This window comes from Brevibacterium otitidis, from assembly GCF_042429315.1.
Taxonomy (GTDB): domain Bacteria; phylum Actinomycetota; class Actinomycetes; order Actinomycetales; family Brevibacteriaceae; genus Brevibacterium; species Brevibacterium otitidis.
Genome location: NZ_JBHMAU010000046.1, coordinates 36316 through 55493 on the forward strand (window position 1 = coordinate 36316; position 19178 = coordinate 55493).

General features: G+C 67.7%; 17 protein-coding genes and 1 riboswitch. Of the genes, 7 read left to right on the top strand and 10 right to left on the bottom strand.

The genetic code is table 11. The features are described 5' to 3' along the window. Positions 1 to 41 precede the first annotated feature (41 nt). The 4 genes from ACFFN1_RS06595 to pdxH all read right to left on the bottom strand — a co-directional run bounded on the left by ACFFN1_RS06595 (position 42) and on the right by pdxH (position 4461). A complete protein-coding gene (locus ACFFN1_RS06595; protein WP_376839720.1) occupies positions 42 to 875 on the bottom strand; it encodes a C40 family peptidase in 834 nt (277 codons plus the stop codon). A gap of 1 nt (position 876) precedes the next feature. Continuing rightward, positions 877 to 1023, bottom strand: a riboswitch (cyclic di-AMP (ydaO/yuaA leader). Between the two features lie 259 nt (positions 1024 to 1282). Further along, positions 1283 to 1969, bottom strand: coding sequence for an iron-dependent transcriptional repressor DtxR (locus ACFFN1_RS06600; protein ID WP_376839722.1), 687 nt, complete (start codon positions 1967 to 1969; stop codon positions 1283 to 1285). A gap of 232 nt (positions 1970 to 2201) precedes the next feature. Further along, positions 2202 to 3668, bottom strand: coding sequence for an aldehyde dehydrogenase family protein (locus tag ACFFN1_RS06605; RefSeq protein WP_376839724.1), 1467 nt, complete (start codon positions 3666 to 3668; stop codon positions 2202 to 2204). Between the two features lie 94 nt (positions 3669 to 3762). Continuing rightward, entirely contained in the window at positions 3763 to 4461 is a 699-nt protein-coding gene (gene pdxH, locus ACFFN1_RS06610) for a pyridoxamine 5'-phosphate oxidase (protein ID WP_376839726.1), read from the bottom strand. 64 nt (positions 4462 to 4525) lie between these two features. On the opposite strand from pdxH, the gene serC reads away from it, so the two are divergent. Beyond that, entirely contained in the window at positions 4526 to 5662 is a 1137-nt protein-coding gene (gene serC, locus ACFFN1_RS06615) for a phosphoserine transaminase (protein ID WP_376839728.1), read from the top strand. Positions 5663 to 5671: 9 nt separating this feature from the next. Here the strand turns inward: serC and ACFFN1_RS06620 are convergent, their stop codons facing one another. The 5 genes from ACFFN1_RS06620 to ACFFN1_RS06640 all read right to left on the bottom strand — a co-directional run bounded on the left by ACFFN1_RS06620 (position 5672) and on the right by ACFFN1_RS06640 (position 9362). Then, positions 5672 to 6193: a DUF456 domain-containing protein gene (locus ACFFN1_RS06620; RefSeq protein WP_376839729.1), complete on the bottom strand. Its 522-nt coding sequence runs from the start codon at positions 6191 to 6193 to the stop codon at positions 5672 to 5674. Between the two features lie 115 nt (positions 6194 to 6308). Further along, positions 6309 to 7574: an MFS transporter gene (locus ACFFN1_RS06625; protein ID WP_376839731.1), complete on the bottom strand. Its 1266-nt coding sequence runs from the start codon at positions 7572 to 7574 to the stop codon at positions 6309 to 6311. Beyond that, positions 7571 to 8572 carry a DUF3027 domain-containing protein gene (locus tag ACFFN1_RS06630; RefSeq protein ID WP_376839732.1) on the bottom strand — a complete coding sequence of 334 codons (1002 nt, stop codon included), beginning with the start codon at positions 8570 to 8572 and terminating at the stop codon, positions 7571 to 7573. Before ACFFN1_RS06630 ends, ACFFN1_RS06625 begins: the two co-directional genes overlap by 4 nt. Next, positions 8572 to 8940 carry a cold-shock protein gene (locus ACFFN1_RS06635; protein ID WP_376839733.1) on the bottom strand — a complete coding sequence of 123 codons (369 nt, stop codon included), beginning with the start codon at positions 8938 to 8940 and terminating at the stop codon, positions 8572 to 8574. The genes ACFFN1_RS06630 and ACFFN1_RS06635 overlap by 1 nt, the downstream gene beginning before the upstream one ends. Positions 8941 to 9110: 170 nt before the next feature. Beyond that, positions 9111 to 9362 carry a hypothetical protein gene (locus tag ACFFN1_RS06640; RefSeq protein WP_376839735.1) on the bottom strand — a complete coding sequence of 84 codons (252 nt, stop codon included), beginning with the start codon at positions 9360 to 9362 and terminating at the stop codon, positions 9111 to 9113. 101 nt (positions 9363 to 9463) lie between these two features. Between ACFFN1_RS06640 and ACFFN1_RS06645 the strand changes: the two genes are divergently transcribed. From ACFFN1_RS06645 to ACFFN1_RS06655, 3 genes are all read left to right on the top strand, one after another. Then, positions 9464 to 11689, top strand: a complete 2226-nt coding sequence (locus ACFFN1_RS06645; protein WP_376839737.1) for a helicase-associated domain-containing protein — start codon at positions 9464 to 9466, stop codon at positions 11687 to 11689. Then, positions 11686 to 13419 (top strand): DNA repair helicase XPB, encoded by a 1734-nt coding sequence (locus ACFFN1_RS06650; RefSeq protein ID WP_376839739.1) that lies wholly within the window; start codon positions 11686 to 11688, stop codon positions 13417 to 13419. Before ACFFN1_RS06645 ends, ACFFN1_RS06650 begins: the two co-directional genes overlap by 4 nt. A 137-nt stretch (positions 13420 to 13556) precedes the next feature. Beyond that, positions 13557 to 14732: an MFS transporter gene (locus ACFFN1_RS06655; protein WP_376839963.1), complete on the top strand. Its 1176-nt coding sequence runs from the start codon at positions 13557 to 13559 to the stop codon at positions 14730 to 14732. A 12-nt stretch (positions 14733 to 14744) separates the two neighbouring features. On the opposite strand, the gene ACFFN1_RS06660 is transcribed toward ACFFN1_RS06655, so the two are convergent. After that, the gene (locus tag ACFFN1_RS06660; protein WP_376839741.1) at positions 14745 to 15770 is read right to left on the bottom strand and encodes an EamA family transporter; all 1026 of its coding nucleotides are present in this window, start codon (positions 15768 to 15770) and stop codon (positions 14745 to 14747) included. A 183-nt stretch (positions 15771 to 15953) separates the two neighbouring features. On the opposite strand from ACFFN1_RS06660, the gene ACFFN1_RS06665 reads away from it, so the two are divergent. From ACFFN1_RS06665 to ACFFN1_RS06675, 3 genes are all read left to right on the top strand, one after another. After that, positions 15954 to 16505 carry a CGNR zinc finger domain-containing protein gene (locus ACFFN1_RS06665; RefSeq protein WP_170274437.1) on the top strand — a complete coding sequence of 184 codons (552 nt, stop codon included), beginning with the start codon at positions 15954 to 15956 and terminating at the stop codon, positions 16503 to 16505. 75 nt (positions 16506 to 16580) lie between these two features. Next, complete coding sequence (locus ACFFN1_RS06670; RefSeq protein ID WP_376839743.1) at positions 16581 to 18239, top strand: FMN-binding glutamate synthase family protein; 1659 nt, start codon at positions 16581 to 16583, stop codon at positions 18237 to 18239. 73 nt (positions 18240 to 18312) lie between these two features. Continuing rightward, positions 18313 to 19074, top strand: coding sequence for a response regulator transcription factor (locus tag ACFFN1_RS06675; protein WP_376839745.1), 762 nt, complete (start codon positions 18313 to 18315; stop codon positions 19072 to 19074). Positions 19075 to 19178: the final 104 nt, after the last annotated feature.

Genomic DNA, 19178 nt, shown 5'->3' on the forward strand with positions numbered 1-19178 from the left:
GGACCATGGCAACCCGCGGGCGTGAGGTGTGAAGCTGTGGATCAGAGGACGCGGACGAAGACGGCGCCCTGCTTGACCATCCAATCGATCGAGCGGTACGAGGTGCCGACGCGCGCATTGCCGGCGTCGTACATCATGCCGTTGCCGGCGTAGATGCCGACGTGTCCGGGCGACCAGATGAGGTCACCGGGCTGTGCGGCCGAGCGCGAGACCTGGGGGCCTGCGCCCTTCTGTGCACCCGAGGTGCGCGGCAGGTTCACGCCGACCTTGCCGTAGACGAAGGAGGTGTAGCCGGAGCAGTCCCAGCCGCTCGGCGAGGTTCCGCCCATGACGTACGGGGTGCCGACGTACTGCTTGGCGATGCCGAGGACCTGCTGGGCCTTCGAGCCGTTCGGGATCTGAACGTCATCGGAGCCGGAGTCGTCGCGGTCGCTGCTGCGCGAAGCCTGGCCCGAGTCGCCGCGGTCGGCGGTCTGGTTCGAGGCGCTGGCGCTCTGGGAGGTGGAGCTGGAGGTCGGTTCCGGGGTGGGCTCCGGCTTCGGAGCGGCCTTGGCGGAGCCGGTCTCGACATCAGCGGTCGAGTTCTTCAGTGCGGCGTCGGCATCCTCAGCATCGGGAGCGGTGACGCTGGCCTGGTTGACGAAGTCAGGGGTCTCGTTGGCCTCGGACTCCTGTGCGACGACCTTGCCGTCAGCTTCTGCAGCCGAGTTGGCGGTCGGCAGAGCAACTGCTGCCATGAGGCCGCCGGCTGCGGCGACGACGGCCGCGCGGCGTCCGACGGCACCGGAGTTGGCTGCCAGAACGTCGGTGAGTTCAGTGAGTGGGGTCTTGACCGGTGCGTCTGCCCGGCGGCGACCACGCTGCTTAACTGCCACGGAATTCTCCTCCAATTCCTACGGGGTGAGCTGTCGGGCTCGAGCTGGAGATGCCCGGTTCCGCTTCGGAACTTAGCCCCGAGCTTCCGCGGCCTGTCGGCTTGGGAAGCGGAGGTGGTTCCCCCGTTGCCGCAACGGTCCTGTTGTGCTTGTCTTCCGCTCTGAGTGCGGCACTCGGATTCTCAAAGCAGAAGCGGGTTCTCGCAACCCGCGATAGCAACAGTAACCGATCTACCGACCGAATGTCACGTTCTTGTCACGAGGATGTGAACAGCGCCGTGACCTTGCGGACATCCTCCCAGGTCAGAGGCCATAAAATTTCTTCAAGAAAATGTTACGGAAGCGCCGCAATCGCTGCGGCGCTTCCGTGATCCAGGTCATTTCCGGCCCTGTTCTGCCGGCGGATGTCACGCCTGGGTGACGAAGATGTGCGCGGCGGTCTCGATCGGCAGGTCGAGGACATCCTCGACATCGGGGGCGCGCAGCGTGAGGTAGTCGCCGGTCGGTTCGCAGTCGGCGGTGACGCCGGGCAGGATCCCGGTCTGCTTGAGCTGGCCGAGCAGCATGTGGTCGGTCTGCAGCGGTTCGGCGATCCAGGCGATCGTCACCGTGCAGCGGCGGTCGCCGGGGCAGGCCTCGGACAGGGCGATGATGTCGTCGCTGGGCTTCGGAGCCTCCCCGAGGGATTCGCGACTGGGCACCGGGTTGCCGTAGGGGCTGGTGGTGTGGTTCTCCAGCAGGCCGAGGAGCTTCTCCTCGACCTGGTCGCTCATGACGTGCTCCCAGCGGCAGGCCTCGTCGTGGACGAGCTCCCAGTCCAGGCCGATGACATCGGCGAGCAGCCGCTCGGCCAGGCGGTGCTTGCGCATCACCGAGGTGGCCAGGTCGCGGCCTTCGGGGGTGAGGATGAGGTGGCGGTCGGAGCCGACGATGAGCAGGCCGTCGCGCTCCATCCGGGCGACGGTCTGCGAGACGGTGGGACCGGAGTGGTCGAGGCGCTCGGCGATGCGCGCGCGCAGCGGCACCACGCCCTGCTCCTCAAGTTCGACGATGGCCTTGAGGTACATCTCGGTGGTATCGATGAGATCATTCACGAGCTTGGTCCATTTCCTTTCCGGCTGCCACCAGTCTATCCCAGGGCAGGAGACCCAGCGACTTTTATCTGGAACTGTTCCAGTTTACCCCGTGTGGGGTGAAAAATCATCCCGAGCGCATCCGTTGCAGCCCCGACTCCAGCACGCACGCTGGTCGGCGTGGGCTGGAACGTCAGCGACGCCTCGGGACCGGGCCCGAGGCGCCTGCTGAGTCACAGCCGTCAGGTCGCGTTCAGGGATTGACGTAGATGGTCTTGTGCAGGGTGAAGAACTCGCGTGCCGCCCGGCCCTGTTCGCGCGGGCCGTAGCTGGAGCCCTTCCGCCCACCGAAGGACGTGTGGTAGTCGACGCCGGCGGTCGGGGCGTTGACCATCACCATGCCCGCCTGGGAGTGGCGCTTGAAGTGCTCGGCGTGTGCGAGGGAGCCGGTGAAGATGCCCGAGGACAGCCCGAAGGTCGTGCGGTTGGCCACCGCGAGCGCCTCGTCATAGTCAGCGACCTTGATGACGCTGGCGACCGGCCCGAAGACCTCCTCCTTGTTGATCGTCATGTCCTCGGTCGTCTCGGTCACCAGCGCCGGGGCGAGGAAGTAGCCTTCGGTGTCGGCTTCGACCCGCTCGCCGCCGTGGACGGCGCCGCCCTCATCAGCGGCCAGCCGGATGTACTCCTCGTCCTGCTTGAGCTGGTCTGCCGACACGACCGGGCCGATGACCGTCGACTCTGCACGCGCGTCACCGACGGTCAGTCCGCTCATCCGCTCCTTGAGCTTGGCGACGAACTCATCATGGACATCGGCGGTGACGATGAGGCGGCTGGAGGCGGTGCAGCGCTGGCCGGTGGAGAAGAAGGCGCCGTTGATCGCAGCATCGGCGGCCGCATCGAGGTCGGCGTCGCCGAGCACGATGAGCGGGTTCTTCCCGCCCATCTCGCACTGCACCTTCGACCCCGCGGCCGAGGCGTTGGCGATGACGCCGGCACCCACGCCGACGGATCCGGTGAACGTGACCGCATCGACGTCGCGGCTGGTCGAGATCGCATCCCCAACCACCCGGCCGGGGCCCATGACGAAGTTGAGCACGCCGTCGGGCAGGCCGGCCTCGCGCAGGATGCACACCAGCGCATGCGCGCTGGCCGGGACGATCTCGGCGGGCTTGAACACGATCGTGTTGCCGTAGGCGAGCGCCGGGGCGATCTTCCAGGCCGGGATGGCGATCGGGAAGTTCCACGGGGTGATGATGCCGACGACGCCGACCGGCTCGTGGAGCATCTCGACCCGCAGGCCGGGGCGCACGGAATCGACGACCTCGCCGGTGTTGCGCAGCGTCTCACCGGCGAAGAACTTGAACAGCTGGGAGGCGCGCAGCACCTCGGCGGTGGCCTCCTTGAGCTGCTTGCCCTCTTCGCGGGCGAGCAGCTCGCCGAGCTGGTAGGCGCGCTCCTTGATGAGGGTGCCTGTGGTGTCGAGGATGTCGAAGCGCTGCTGGATGGGGCTGTGCGCCCACGTCTCGGATGCCTGCTTGGCGGCGGCGATGGCGCGTTCGACGGTGGCGGCATCGGCGCGGGCGAACTGGCCGAGGACATCGGAGGTGTCCGAGGGGTTGATATTGCGGCTGCGGTCCTCCGATGGGACCCACTGACCGGCGATGAAATTGTCGAACAGCGCATCCGGTCCATAGGCAACCGGCTGATTCTCCGTCATGGCAGCATCCTCCCTGATTCGCAGCAGGCCGCGGTGGGTGCGGCCGTCGCGGCCATCCTATCGCCGCCTGGGAGTGTCTGCCCGGGCTCCCGGCTCAGGGGTTGAGGCGGGTGATCGACCAGCGGTCGGCGGCGGCGAGGTCGGCGGGCCGGCCATCAGTGCTCATGTAGACGAAGCGGTCGTGGAAGCGGTTCTGCCGACCCTGCCAGAACTCGATCTCGAAGGGCCGCACCCGGTAGCCGCCCCAGTTCTCAGGGCGGACCACCTCGGCGTCGGCGAACCGGGCTGCGACCTCGTCATAGGCCCGCTGCATCTCTTCGCGGCTGGCGACCGGCTCCGACTGCCGGCTCGCGACCGCCCCGAGCTGCGCGCCGCGCGGCCGCAGCGCAAAGTAGTCGTCGGATTCGGCGGCCGAGACCTGTTCGGCCACACCGCGGATGCGGACCTGGCGCTGCAGGTGCAGCCATGGGAAGGTGAGCGCGACGATCGGCTGGGCGGCGATCTGCCGGCCTTTGGCGGAGTCGTAGTTGGTGAAGAAGGTGAACCCGGAGGCGTCGAAGCCCTTGAGCAGCACGAACCGCGCCGCAGGTCCGGCCGCATCCGCGGTGGCCAGCAGCATCGCATTGGCCTCCGGGCCGGCCTCCTCGGCATCGGTCAGCCAGGTGCGGAACTGAGTGCAGGGGTCGGCGGCGACCTCATCGAGGTGGTCGCTGCCGTATTCCACGCGCTGGCGGGCGAGGTCGGCGATCGCGTCATGCCCGGTCAGCGGCGCCTCGGGAGTGTCGGAAGTCATGGCCCCAAGCCTACTCCGCGACCCGGCCTGCGCGCGGCGGCGGCCGCTCAGTAGACTCGGCCAGGTGAGTGATGCAGCGAAGACCGTGAAGATCCCGTCCGAACTCCTGCCTGCCGATGGCCGCTTCGGCTCCGGGCCCGCGCGGGTGCGCGATGCCCAGGTGCAGGCCCTGACGGCCGCCGGGCGCGAGGTGCTCGGCACCTCCCACCGCAAGTCGCCGGTGAAGAAGCTCGTAAGCCGCATCCGCACCGGACTGACCGAGCTGTTCGACCTGCCCGCCGGCTATGAGGTGGTGCTCGGCAACGGCGGTTCGACCGTGTTCTGGGATGTCGCCGCTTTCGGGCTCGTGCGCGAGCGAGCCGCCCATGCGCAGTTCGGCGAGTTCGGCGCCAAGTTCGCCACGGCGACGAACTCTGCTCCGTTCCTGGCTGAGTCGGCGATCCTCGATGCCGCCCCGGGTACGGGCGCCGTTCCCGAGGCGGTGGCCGGCTGCGATGTCTACGCCTGGCCGCACAATGAGACCTCCACCGGGGTCGCCACGCAAATCCGCCGCCCGGCCGGAATCGCTGAGGATGCTCTCGTCGTCATCGATGCGACCTCGGGTGCCGGCGGCCTGCCGGTCGACATCCGCGAGACCGATGTCTACTATTTCGCCCCGCAGAAGAACATGGGCTCCGATGGCGGCCTGTGGATTGCGATCATGTCCCCGCGGGCGATCGCACGCGCCTATGAGATCAAAGAGTCCGGCCGCTGGATCCCGGCTTCCCTCGACCTCGTGACGGCGATCGAGAACTCGCGCAAGGACCAGACCTACAACACCCCGGCGGTTGCAACATTGCTGCTGCTGGCTGAGCAGATCGAGTGGATCAACGGCAACGGCGGCCTGGAGTGGGCCGCTGCGCGCACCCGCGGGTCCTCGGATCTCGTCTACCAGTGGGCGCAGCGCTGCGAGGTCGCTCGCTGCTTCGTCGAGGATCCGGCGGACCGCTCCGCTGTCGTGTGCACCATCGACTTCGATGATGCCGTCGATGCCGCGGTCGTCGCTGAGGTGCTGCGCGCCAACGGCGTCGTTGATGTCGAGCCCTACCGCAAGCTCGGCCGCAATCAGCTGCGCATCGCGACCTTCGTCTCCGTTGAGCCTGCCGATGTGCAGGCGCTGCTGTCCTGCATCGACTTCGTGCTCTCAGCTGTGCAGAAGTGACCTCTCCGCTCAGGCGGCGACGGCCACGATGATGTTGACGGCGACGAAGACCGTCAGCGAGGTGACCGCGCAGAGGAATTCGATGATCATGCCGATGCCGAAGGCTTTGATCGCCGTCCAGCTGGAGCCCCAGGCGGCCTTCGCGTCCTTGAGGCGCTGCAGCTCGGCCAGGTAGAGGCCGGCGACGAAGCCGACGAGCATGCCCAGCAGCGCGCCGACGCCGAAGACGAAGATGCCGAGGATGAAGCCGATGACCAGGCCGAGGATCCCGAAGAACAGCGAGGAGTTGGGGATCTGACGGTCCTTCAGGCGCTTGCCTGTCAGCACCCATGAGGCGGTCATGCCGATGCCCACCAGCAGCAGGATGACGGCGAGCACCACCCAGCCGGTCATCGATCCCTGCACGATCGCCCACACGATCGCGGAGATCGCGATGAGGATGGAGCCCGGCAGCACGGGGACGATGATGCCGATGCAGCCGACGAGCATCGCCAGGCCGGCGATGATGGTCGTGATGATCTCTGCGCTCACAGCGGTCTCAACCTCAGCTGCTCGGGAACGGGATGCGTTCTCAGTCTACGAGCACCCCGCCCCTGCCTGCAGGCAGCCCGCGCCGTGAGACACCGCCGTCTGCCCGCCGACCGCCTCAGGGCCTGCCGTCGTAGCTGATGTGGACGAGGCGGCGGCGTCGGCGCGGTCGATGCACCCGCAGGTTCTTGGCGAAGACCATCCAGCCGAGCCCGATGCACACGCCGATGACTCCGGCCAGCCCGCCGACGATGAGCGCCGCCCGCGGGCCGAGGGTGTCGGCGACGAGGCCGGCGACCGGCCCGCCGAGCGGGGCACCGCCCATGACGACGGCAGCGTAGATGGCCATCACCCGGCCACGGTAGCCGGCCGGCGTCGTCGTCTGCACGTACGCATTCGCCGAGGTCATCATCGTGATCGCAGAGAAGCCGACGCTCGTGAGCACAACGGCGAACGCCCAATAGCTCGGTGTCGCGGCGGCGAGCATGCAGGCCACGCCGAATCCGCCGGCTGCGCCGAACACCATCCGCAGGCGCGGCTTCTCCCGGCGGGCCGCCGACAGCGCCCCGGCGACCGAGCCGATCGCCATGACGGAGGACAGCAGGCCGAAGCCGCTGGCGTCCTGATGGAACTCGATCTTCGCCATCGTGGCGGTGTAGACGCTGAAGTTGAAGCCGAAGGTCGAGACGATGCCGAGGATCACGAGCACGACGATGATGTCGGGTCGGGTGCGGATATAGGTGAATCCGCCGAGCACCCCGCGCTTGCCCATCGTGCGGGTGCTCGTCGCGTGCAGCCGCTTCCGGTCGAGGGTGAGCAGCACGCTGATCGTCGCCCCGAAGCCGAGCCCGGAGATGAGGAACACCGGTTCAGCGCCGATGAGGGCGGTGAGCCCGCCGGCGATCGCCGGACCGAACATGCGCGCGCCGTTGAAGGATGCGGAGTTCAGCGATACGGCATTGGGCAGCAGCCGCTCGCCGACGAGCTCGGAGACGAAGGCCTGCCGGGCCGGGGTGTCGATGGTGGCGACCATGCCGAGGGAGAAGGCGAGCACATAGACGTGCCAGAGCACGAGCAGATGTGTGATCGCCAGCCCGAAGAGCAGCAGCCCGCAGGTGCCCATGAGCGCCTGGGTGAGGATGAGCAGCGAGCGTTTGGGGAACTTATCGGCGATCGCCCCGGCGACGGGGAACATGATGAGCTGCGGTCCCAGCTGCAGGGCCATGCAGATGCCGAGGGCGGTGGCGTCGTTGTCCGTCAGCTGCGTCAGGACGATCCAGTCCTGCGCGGTGCGCTGCATCCACGTTCCGGTGTTCGACACGAGCGCACCCGAGAACCACCTGCGGTAGTTGGGCTCGCTCAGCGAACGGAACATGGAGCTCATCGGCTGGCGTAGGCCTCCTCGTGTTGGGAGGCAGCGGCATCGGCGGCCTTGGCATCAGCCCCGGCGGCATCCGCGGTCTTCGCCGTGCCCGAGGCGGCGGCGTCCCGGGCGGCGATCATGTCGAAGTCTTCGGACAGGTCGTCGACGACCGGTTCGGAAACCGGGGTGGGGCGGCGGCGCTCATCGGTCTCCGAGTGCGCACCGCAGCCGTTGTCGAGGGCGACGACGCGGCCGTCGAAGGGGGACCACTCATTGGCGCACACCCCGAACTGGGTGCGCAGCGAACCGGCCATCGGCATGAGGTAGCCGCAGGTCGAGCAGTGGGCGGCGGCCCGGCGGGCGAAGTCGCCTTCCGGTCCGGCATCGGAGCTCTCCCAGCGGGTCGCGGCGTTGGCGATCCCCTCACGGGAGAGCACCCGGCGGCGGCCCAGGCCCCATTCGAAGTTCGGGATCTGGTCGATCTCGTCGTCCGGGCTCAGCCCGGTGTCCTCACCGCCGACCTGTTCAAAACCCTGTTCGAGGTTCGGGTCGTCGACCACCTTGGGCAGCACATCGCGGGCTCCCATATCGCCGGGCTGCAGGCGCTCCGCCCACGGCACCCAGCGGGGTGCGACGAGTGCGTCCTCACCGGGCAGCAGCGCGGTCTCGCACACGGTGACCTTCTTGGCGCGCGGGGCGCGGGCGAGCACGGCGATCCAGTGCCAGCCGCGGTAGCCGGGCATGGTGCAGGCGAAGGAGTGGGTGGCCAGGCGCTGGCCCTCCATCACGGCTGAGAGGTGCTCGCCGATGTGCTCGGCCTCTGCGACCTCGGCGATCGCAGCCCGGGCGGTGTCGATGGCAGCCAGCAGCAGCTGATCATCAGCCGGCTTGGCCGCCCGCCGCGCCGGACGCTGTTCGCCAGCCGCCGCCTCGGGCGCGGCCTCACCGGCAGGCGCGCCGGCAGCGCGGGTGCGGCTGCTGCGCATGGCGGTGAGCCAGTCATCGAACAGGTGCGACATCAACCCTCCAGGTCGTCGGCGATCGCGCGGAGCACTTCTGCCACCTTATGCGAATGTGCCGAATCGGGGTACCGTCCCCGGCGCAGACCGGCGGCGGTGTCGTCGAGCATCCGGATGACGTCCTCGACCATCACGACCATCTTCTCCGGGTCGCGGCGGACCTTGCGCGGGGCTTCGAGCAGGCGGGCTTTGAGCACCTGCTTGCCCTTGCGGCCGTCGACGATGTCGAAGTCGAGGCGGGTGCCGGTGCGCACCTGCGCTCCGGCGGGCAGGGCCGAGCCGTGGAGGAAGATCTGCTCGCCGTCATCGGCGGTGACGAAGCCGAATCCCTTGCTTTCGTCGAACCATTTCACGCGTCCGGTGGGCATAGTGTCCTTTCACATGCGAGGCTTCTGGCGGCAGGTGTGCCGCAGCAGAAGCGGATTGTTCTGAGTTGGTGGGGTGGTGCGGCCGGTGGACCGGTGGTGCGGTGTGTGCCGCGGGTGCCGGGTGGCTGTCGTGTGCTGGCGGGCCGGGCGGTGGGCTCCGGCGGGCCGGTTCAGCTGCTGCGGCGGCGCAGTGTGGCGCGGATGAGCACGGCCAGCATTCCTGCAAACCCGATCGGCAGGCAGATCATTCCCGTGTAGGTCATGAGCGCCGAGGGTCTGGCCTGCATGGCGGCCTGGATGAGCACGACCGCGATCGCAAGCACCCCGATGAGCGAGAAGATCACCGCAGCTGCTGTCAGCACGGCATCGGCGCGCGAACTCGCACGCCTGTGCGGCGGTGCGCTCTGCGCCGGTGCGCTCACCGTGGCCACCTCCTTCTGCTGCGTGCGGGCCTGTTGCGGCTGGCCAGACCATTGTAGCCGAGGCCCGGGCCGGGTGCGGCGGCGGTACTAGACTGGGTCCGATGGCTACGCTGACCTCCTTCGCCGCCTGGCTGCGCGAGCTTCCCGATGCGGACTTCGCTGCGTTCTCCCGCGCCCGCCGGGACCTCATGCGCACCGACCTGCCCCGGCTGCGCGATGTCGCCGCAGCCGCCGGGTCGCGCACCGCGGTGGCCACCGGTCTCGAATCCCTCGACACGGCCGCCCTGCAGGCGGTGCACCGGGCGGCGTGTGCGACCCGTGTCGATCCTGCCGTGCCGGCATCCACGCTGGCGGCCGCGCCCGAGGTGGTGGAGACGCTCAAGACCCGCGGGCTGTTGTGGCCGGTCGGGGATCGTGCATATCGCACGCATGCGGAGACGATGAGCCTGCTGCCGACCTCGGCGGCGGAGCTGCGCTCTCCCCCGGACTGGGTGGCAGCCACCGCCCCGGCCGATCCGGCCGAGTACACCCGGCCGGTCTCCGAAGCGCTCGCTGCCAATGCCGAGGCAGCGGCCGCCTCGGCGACGGTGTCCGGGGTGCTCTCGGCTGTCGACGCTTTCACCTCTCATGAGGTCTCCCAGCTCACCAGCGGCGGGGCCGGCAAACGCGATATGCAGGCCATTGCCCGCGCACTCGGGGCGAGCTTTCCTGATGCGGTGATGCTGACCGAACTGGCCGCAGCCGCCGGGCTGCTGGGCATCGGCGGCACCGAGCTCGACCCGCGCTGGCTGCCGACTGCGGCCTTCGACACAGTGCTCGCCGCCGAACGCAGCGAGGTCTACGCGATGCTGCTGCAGACCTGGCTCACCGGTGCCGTCGATACGACCCATGTGCTGGCCGGGCGCACCGAGCGCGGGGACCGACTGCAGTCGCTGGCCGCCTCGGCCGGGCTGCACCGCAAGGCCGCCTATGCCGGGTTCCCGCAGTCCCAGCCGCCGCTGCCGCACGCCCGGTACGCGCTGCTGCACACGCTGGCGGAACTGACAGACGACTCAGCTGGCGGCGGCAGCGCTGGAGACGATGGCACCCATCTGGCGGTGCCCGATGACCTGCTCATCGCCCACATCCAATGGCGCCACCCGCTGCTGGCCGCCGCCAACACCGCCACGCTCACCCGGCTCATCGACGAAGCCGCGCTGCTCGGGCTGCTGTGCACCCCGCTGGCCGACGGCCGCGCCCACGCGCTCACGACTCTGGGCCGGATGCTCGCCTCTCACCTGGCCGAGGCGATGGACACCGCCCGTGCCGTCACCGGCTTTGACATCACTGCGGTCTCGGTGCCCGAATCGATTCCCGCCCGGGTCGACGGGATCCTGCCCGAGCTGCAGACCCGCGTCGTCGTGCAGTCCGACCTCACCGCGATCGCCACCGGCCCGCTGGCGCCGCAGATCCACGCTGCGCTCACCGAGCTCGCCGAGGTCGACACCCGCGGGCAGGGCACTGTGTACCGGTTCACGGAGACGACGATCTCCGATGCCCTGAAGTCCGGGCTGCGCGCCGATGACATCACCGCCCGGCTGCGCGAGGTCACCGGACAGGAGACGCTGCCCCAGCCGCTCGAGTTCCTCATCACCGAAACAGCCGGGCGGCTCGGCCGCATCCAGATCGCTGCCGCCCGCAGCGTCATTGTCGTCGACGACGAAGCCGAACTCGCCGCGATGCTCGCCGACTCCGCTCTCGTCCCCGCCGGGCTCACCCGCTTGAGCGCGACGGTCGCGGTCTCAAACGTCTCGCGCGAACGGCTGGCGATGCTGCTCGAAGCCGCCGAATACCAGACGATGGCCGCCGCCCCAGAGAACCCCGCTCCCCCGCGCGCAGCCAGCCTCGCCCGCCGGCCGGCCACCACCCGGCGCACCACCCGAGTGCCTGACTCGCGCTTGTCCTCCTATATCTCCTCTCTGCGCTCCGGCAGCGAGGAACCGGAGACCGAATCACCGTCGACGATCGCCGATGTGCTGCGCGAAGCCGCAGCCACCGGCACCGAGGTCGACCTCACCGTCGTCGGCCGCGAGGGTTCCCAGCGCCAGGTCCGCATCGCCCCGATCCAGGTGGCAGGCGGGCGGGTGCGCGCCCGCACCGGCCCGGCCCGCGACACCGAACTGACCTTCGGGCTCGCCCGCATCATCTCCGCCGCTCCCGCCGGCACAGGTGACGGCGGCACCACACCCACCTTCGCCTCGGACACCCCCGCCTCGGACAACCCCGCCTCAGGAACCCCCACCTCGGGCACGGGCAGCGAGGTCACGGACAACAAGGACAGCCTGTGAACGGTCCCCTCATCGTCCAGGCCGATCGCACCGTGCTGCTCGAATCGACCCACCCGGAGGCTGCCGAGGCGGCGATCGCAATCGCCCCGTTCGCGCAGCTGGCCAAGACGCCCGAGCTCATCCATACGTACACGATCACCCCGCTCGGGCTGTGGAACGCTCGGGCCAGCGGTCACGATCCCGAATCCGTCATCGACGCACTGCTCGAATACGCCAAGCACCCGGTCCCGCACGAGCTGCTGCTCGACATCGTCGAAACAATGGAGCGCTTCGGGGTCCTCACCCTCGAGCAGTCCCCCATCCACGGGCTCGTCCTGCACAGCCAGGACACGGAACTGCTGAGTGAGCTCATCGCGCATCCGGAGATCGTCTCACTGGTGGGCACCCGCATCGATGAGCACACGGTGCGCGTGCACCCCTCGGAGCGCGGCGAGCTCAAGCACCGGCTGCTGCGGCTTGCCCACCCGGTCTCCGACCACGCCGGCTACGTCGATGGTGAGAAGCATGAGATCGAGCTGTCGGCCACCACCGGGGACACCGGCACCGAGGCGACGGGCGCCTCGGGTGCGGAGGGCAGCGGTGCCTCCGGAGCAGAGGGCAGTGGTGTCGTGGGCAGCAGTCAGCCGTGGCATCTGCGCGAGTACCAGCAGCGGGCCGTCGATGCGTTCACCCACGGGGAGTCCGGGGTCGTGGTGCTGCCGTGCGGGGCCGGCAAGACGGTCGTGGGAGCTGCGACGATGGCCGCCGTCGGCACGACGACGCTCATCCTCGTGACGAATTCGGTGGCGGCCAAGCAGTGGAAGGCCGAGCTGCTCAGGCGCACCAGCCTGACCGCCGACGAGATCGGCGAGTACTCCGGATCGGTCAAGGAGATCCGCCCGATCACGATCGCGACCTACCAAGTCCTCACCACCCGCCGGAAGGGCTCCTACCTCCACCTGGAGCTCCTCGATGCCCGCGACTGGGGGCTGGTGATCTACGACGAAGTGCATCTGCTGCCGGCCCCGGTGTTCCGCCTCACCGCAGGCCTGCAGGCCCGCCGCAGGCTCGGCCTGACCGCCACTCTCGTGCGCGAGGACGGACGGGAGGAAGAGGTGTTCTCCCTCATCGGCCCCAAACAGTTCGAAGCGCCGTGGAAGGAGATCGAGGCCGCCGGCTTCATCGCTGAAGCCCACTGCTACGAGGTGCGGGTCCGGCTCGACACCGGCACCCGGCGCGCGTACGCACACGCCGATGGCGAGGATCGCTACCGGCTGGCAGCTGCGTCAGATGCGAAGATCCCGGTGGTCAAGAAGATCGCCGCCCAGCACGCCGGCCAGCAGGTGCTCGTCATCGGCCAGTACCTCGACCAGCTCGAAGAGCTCGGCGAGGCCCTCGACGCCCCCGTGCTCACCGGCAGGACACCAGTGAAGGAGCGCACGGAGCTGTTCGCGCAGTTCCGCGCCGGGGAGATCTCAGTGCTCGTCGTCTCGAAGGTCGCGAACTTCTCCGTCGACCTGCCCGAGGCCTCGGTCGCCATCCAGGTCTCCGGCTCCTTCGGCTCCCGGCAGGAAGAGGCCCAGCGCCTCGGGAGGATCCTCAGACCCAAGCCGCACGCTGAAGCTGCGACTTTCTATACGGTCGTGGCGGCCTCGACCGTTGATGAGCACTTCGCCGCCCACCGCCGCCGATTCCTCACCGAGCAGGGATACAGCTACACCATCCTCAACGCCGAGCAGCTCGGACGGTGAGGATCGCCGGTGAGCCGTAGACGTCGGCCGGCATGTATCGTAAGGGGAAGAGCACCGAAGACGAAGGAGTCGTGATGCGATAGAACCGCTCACCCTGGACTGACGTCTGGGGAAATGCCCACCTGTTCCCCATCGCCCTGGCGACTGTTGCCAGCGGCCTGGGCTTCTACGTCCCGGTCAGTGCGCTGTTCCTGTTGAGCCGGGGTCAGTCTCTTTCAGACATCTTCATCTTCGAGACGATCCTCGGTGCGAGCATCCTCGTCGCGGAGGTGCCCAGCGGCATCGTCGCCGATCGCATCGACCGCAGATGGGTGATCATCGCAGGGTTCGGCTTCAACGCTGTCGCCGAGACCTTGTTCGCATTCGCGGGGTCCCATCTCGCTTTCAGTGTCTCCTTTGCCCTCAGCGGTTTGGGCATTGCCATGCTCACCGGCGCACTCGACGCCTATATCTACGACGCGCTCGACTCTGCAGCTGAGGACCGAGGCGTCGGAGTGTGGGGACACCTCAGCTCACTGGAACTGACCGCCGGAGTCATTGCTTCAGCCTGCGGCGGCCTGCTCGCTGCGGTCGATATCACCTGGCCAGCGATCGCCACCGCAGTCGCAGCCTCAATCGGCGCTCTCGCCACGGGCCTGCTGCCAGCCCAGCCGACCGGCACGAGTTCACCGACGCGTGAGAGCGAATCCTCGCTGGACCAGCTGCGGCAGGGAGTCGTCCTGCTCTTCTCCACCCCGATCCTGCTGCATGTGGTTGCGGCCTCAGGTGCGTGCTTCGTGCTGTTCAATGCAGTCTTCACCTTGAATCAGCCGCTTTTCGCTGCCTCCGGCGTCCCGGTGGCCGCGTGGGGATTCATCGCTGCGGGTGCGCAGCTGGCTGCGGCCTTCTACAACCACTGGGCCGGCTGGATCGAGGCAGCGATCGGCAGGAAGCGCGCCCTGCTGCTGGCGATGGGCTGCGGGGCAGCAGGATTCGGGCTCATGGCGGTGCCCCACAGTGTGTGCGTCATCAGCGGTTTCGTCCTCGTCGTTATCGGTATGCACGCCCGCGGCCCGATCACCCTGGCGGTGGCGAATCAGGTGATACCGAAAGCACGCCGGGCGACCGTACTCAACATCGCCAGCTCGTTCGGCAGCCTCGTCGGGATCGCCGTCAACCCGATCATCGGCGCAGCAGCCGACGTCAGCGCGCCGCTGGCGTCTGCAGGGATCGCAGCGGTTCTGTTCGGCGTTGCCGTGTCCTGGATCCCGGTGGTCAACCGGTATCTCGATGACCGGAGGCCACCTGCCGAACGCGACGACGATGCCGACTGAACCGGCCGGAGGTCAGGCGCCAACTGCCTCGGCGGCGGCACTGCGGGTGCGCACCGCCTCGGGAACGGCGACATGCTCGATGACCGGCAGCGAGGCGACCGGCACATCGGAGACGACGACCTCGCGGGCGGCAGTGCGGCTCTCGCCGATCTTGATGAACACGACGCCGGCGAGCAGGAGCAGACCGCCGACGGCCTGGGCGTAGACCGGAAGTTCAGCGAGAACGACCCAGGCGATGACGACGGAGAACGGCACCTCGATGAGGTTGACGAAACTGGCGACCGTCGCACCGATCATGCGGATGCCGAAGGCGGCGGTGACGTAGGCGCCGGCGGTGACGAGCACGATGAGGGCGATCGCCTGCCACCAGGTGACCGGCACTGACCCCAGCGACATGGGCGCGGTGGTCAGCTGCTGGGCGCGCGGACCGGCGAAGGCGTAGACGCCCACGGCGGCAGCGCCGACGAACATTCCGAATCCCACGAGTGCGATCGGCGGAACCGGCATCTCAGCCTTGGCCGAGTCGAGGAAGTAGCAGGCCAGGCAGACCGCTGCGCCGAGGGCCAGCAGCACCGAGCCGAGGTGGAGCTGTGCGCCGCGCGGGTCGAGGATGAAGGCCAGGCCGAACATCGCCAGGCCCATGCCGACGAAGGTGAGCGAGCTGGGGCGGATACGGCTGCGCAACCACACCCAGACGACGATCATCAGCGGGGCCGTCATCTCGAGCAGCAGCGCAATGGCGACATCGAGGTGCTCGACCGACATGAAGAACAGCAGCTGCACTCCGGCGACGGACACGATGCCGAAGGTGATGACATCACGCCAGGTCTGCCAGCGGGCGAACGCGTGCCAGCGGCCGTGCATGGCGATGAGCGTGGGGATGAGGAGGACGAGGCCGGTGCCGAGCACGCGGAGGAACACGACGACCTCCGGGGTCCAGCCGCCGGCATACATGACCTTGCCGATCGGCGCGGCTGCGGCATAGCAGAAGGCGGACAGCAGGATGAGCACAAGACCTGAGACAGCCTGACGATTCACGGTTTCCCTCCCCACGACGAACGGAGTGGCGTGTCATGAGTGTTACCACTTTGACTCATGACTCACTGACATATGTTCTAGTGAACAGCAGGCAGGGCTCACGAGTCAACGCGACTATGATCGTGACGCGGCAGATTTCGCGTGAGCTTGATCACAGGCTGTATTCGCTACACTGTGGCCAGCATGTCTCTCACCGATGAAAACCGCTCCGTCCTGGTCATGCTCGTAGACCTCATCAACTCCGGGCGCAACGACCAGGAGCTGCTGGCCGATGCCGGAGCCATCGAGGAGTTCGCGCGTCGGCACGACTTCTCGGCCCCGATCGCGGCGACGAGCTCCGACGTCGACCTGACCCACGCGGTGCGGGAGGACTTCGAGACCGTCTTCGACTCCGATGCGATCGAGGATGTGGTCGCGGCGGTGAACTCGACACTGCTGCGCTGCAACGCACTCCCCCAGCTCGTGCGCCATGACGGCTGGGACTGGCACCTGCACGGCACCGCCCAGACCGCGCCACTGCCGGACCGCTTCGCTATCGACATCGCGTTTGCGCTCATCGACCTCATCCGCGAGCACGAGCTCTCCCGCCTGCAGGTGTGTGCGGCCGAGGACTGCAACGCCGTGTTCGTCGACTTCTCACGCAACCGATCGAAGCGCTTCTGCGACACCGGCAACTGCGCCAACCGCACCCACGTGGCCGCTTACCGCAAACGACAGGAGGAGCAACCGGCCTGACCCGCCCGCCGGCAGCGTGAAAAGCAGGGCACATTCCTCCTCAGGCAGCTCTGCTTTGGTCGTAGGCTAAAGAATATGATCGCGATCGGTATCTTCATCGGCATACTCTTCGTCATGGCGGTCGGTGCGGCAATGGCGCTGGCACTCAGCCCGTGGTGGTGGATCCTCGTCTTAGCCGCAGCCATCCTGCTGCTCGTGGCCGTCTACGACGTGGTGCAGCACCGATACGCGGTGCTGCGCAACTTCCCGGTCATCGGCCACGGCCGGTACATGATGGAGGCCATCCGCCCGATGGTCCAGCAGTACTTCGTCGAGCGCAACTACGACGGCAAGCCGTTCGACCGCGACGTCCGCGACCTCATCTATGAGCGCGCCAACGGCACCCACTCGGTCAAGTCCTTCGGTACCGAGCTCGAGGTGCGTGCACCGGGTTATGAGTATCTCATCCATGCCGCTCAGCCCGGCCCGATCCCGGCGGGGGAGCACCGGGTGCGCATTGGTGGACCGCAGTGCAGCCAGCCGTACGACTCCTCGCTGTTCAACATCTCTTCGATGAGCTTCGGCTCCCTGTCGAAGAACGCCGTGATGGCGATGAGTCAGGGAGCAGCCCGCGGCGGGTTCGCCCAGGAGACCGGAGAAGGCGGGCTGACGAAGTACCATCTCGAAAGCGGCGCCGATCTGATCTGGGAATTCGGGTCCGGCTACTTCGGCTGCCGTGATTCCGAGGGCAACTTCAATCCCGAGCAGTTCGAGGAGAAGGCCCGCCACCCGCATGTCAAGGCGATCTCGATCAAGCTCTCCCAGGGCGCGAAACCCGGTCTGGGCGGCGTGCTGCCGGCGGAGAAGATCACCCCGGAGATCGCTGAGGCCCGCGGCGTACCGCTCGACGAGGACTGCATCTCCCCGCCTGCCCATTCGGCATTCCAGACCCCTCGCGAGCTCATGGAGTTCATTTCTCAGCTGCGCGAGCTCTCGGGGGGCAAGCCGATCGGGTTCAAACTGTGCGTCGGTATGCGCCGTGACGTGCTCGGCATATGCAAGGCGATGCTCGAGACCGACATTCTGCCCGACTTCATCGTCATCGACGGCGCCGAGGGCGGCACCGGCGCCGCGCCCCTGGAATACGAAGACCATATGGGCACCCCGCTGACCGAGGGCCTGCACGTTGTGCACAACGCGCTCGTCGGCGTCGGGCTGCGCAAGCACATCAAGCTCGGGGTGGCGGGCAAGATCGCCTCAGGCAACGACATCGTCCGCCGGCTCATCCAGGGCGCCGACTTCTGCCTCGCGGCCCGGCCGATGATGATGGCAGTCGGCTGCATCCAAGCACAGCGCTGCCACACCAACCACTGCCCTACCGGTGTGGCCACGCAGGACCCCAAACTCGCCCGCTCGCTGCACGTGCCCTCGAAATCCGTAGCCGTCCACAACTACCACAAGGCCACCGTCGATGAAGCCAAGCAGATGCTCTCGACTCTCGGCGTCGCCCGACCGGACCAGCTTTCGCCGAAGATGCTGCGCAAGCGCGTCTCCCAGACCGAGGTGATGTCCTACGCACACGTCTTCAATTGGATGAAGGAAGGCGAGCTGCTCAAAGCTCCGCCGCGCGGGTGGCTGGAGGACTGGAACGAGGCCACCGCCGACTTCTTCGGACCCAGCTGGGTCCATCAGGAGGAAGGCGAGGGCGAGACCGTCCACCCCGATGTCGAAACCGATGGCAAACCGGCCGAATGACATGTGATTCATGCCATATTCGTATCCAGCCAGAGTTCAGAAAACTTCCAGACTCATGTGCCAGGATGGAGTCATGACTTCAGGACATCTCGAACACGAAGACATTGAGGCCACCCTGCTGGTCGTCGATGATGAGCCCAATATCCGCGAACTCCTCTCCACCAGCTTGCGCTTCGCCGGCTTCGACGTCATCTCCGCCGGCAACGGCACTGAGGCCCTGCGCCTGGCCGAGCAGAGCGAACCCGACCTGCTCGTCCTCGACGTCATGCTCCCGGACATGGACGGCTTCACCGTGACCCGCCGGCTGCGCCAGACCGGCCGCCACATCCCGGTGGTGTTCCTCACCGCCCGTGATGACACCTCGGACAAGATCACCGGCCTGACCGTCGGCGGCGATGACTACGTCACCAAGCCCTTCAGCCTCGAAGAGGTCGTCGCACGCATCCGCGCGGTGCTGCGCCGCACCCACAGCGTCGAGGAGGACGAGGGCGCTGTCGTGCAGGTCGGTGACCTGGAGCTCGATGACGACACCCACGAGGTGCGCCGCGGCGGGATCCTCGTCGACCTCTCCCCCACGGAGTTCAAGCTGCTGCGCTACCTCATGCTCAACGCCAACCGCGTGCTGTCGAAGTCGCAGATCCTCGACCACGTGTGGGAATACGACTTCGGCGGCGACACCGGCATCGTCGAGTCCTACATCTCCTATCTGCGCCGCAAGATCGACACCGCCCCGGAGACCGACGAAGCTGGCAATCCGGTGCACGCCGAATGGCGCCCGATGATCCAGACGAAGCGCGGTGTGGGCTACATGCTGCGCACGCCTGAGAGCAAATGAGCACCTGCACACCCGCCCGCCTCCGACTGAACTGAGAATCGCCGCCCTGTGAATCGTCACCGCAAGAGCAAGCAGACCGTCATCTGGGAAGAATGGTCGCTCAC

Coding starts and splice junctions, on each gene's coding strand:
- ACFFN1_RS06675 (WP_376839745.1), top strand. CDS start 18,313: ATGACTTCAGGACATCTCGAACACGAAGACATTGAGGCCACCCTGCTG.
- ACFFN1_RS06635 (WP_376839733.1), bottom strand. CDS start 8,940: ATGCCCACCGGACGCGTGAAATGGTTCGACGAAAGCAAGGGATTCGGC.
- ACFFN1_RS06625 (WP_376839731.1), bottom strand. CDS start 7,574: ATGAGCTCCATGTTCCGTTCGCTGAGCGAGCCCAACTACCGCAGGTGG.
- ACFFN1_RS06645 (WP_376839737.1), top strand. CDS start 9,464: ATGGCTACGCTGACCTCCTTCGCCGCCTGGCTGCGCGAGCTTCCCGAT.
- ACFFN1_RS06665 (WP_170274437.1), top strand. CDS start 15,954: ATGTCTCTCACCGATGAAAACCGCTCCGTCCTGGTCATGCTCGTAGAC.
- ACFFN1_RS06630 (WP_376839732.1), bottom strand. CDS start 8,572: ATGTCGCACCTGTTCGATGACTGGCTCACCGCCATGCGCAGCAGCCGC.
- ACFFN1_RS06670 (WP_376839743.1), top strand. CDS start 16,581: ATGATCGCGATCGGTATCTTCATCGGCATACTCTTCGTCATGGCGGTC.
- ACFFN1_RS06605 (WP_376839724.1), bottom strand. CDS start 3,668: ATGACGGAGAATCAGCCGGTTGCCTATGGACCGGATGCGCTGTTCGAC.
- pdxH (WP_376839726.1), bottom strand. CDS start 4,461: ATGACTTCCGACACTCCCGAGGCGCCGCTGACCGGGCATGACGCGATC.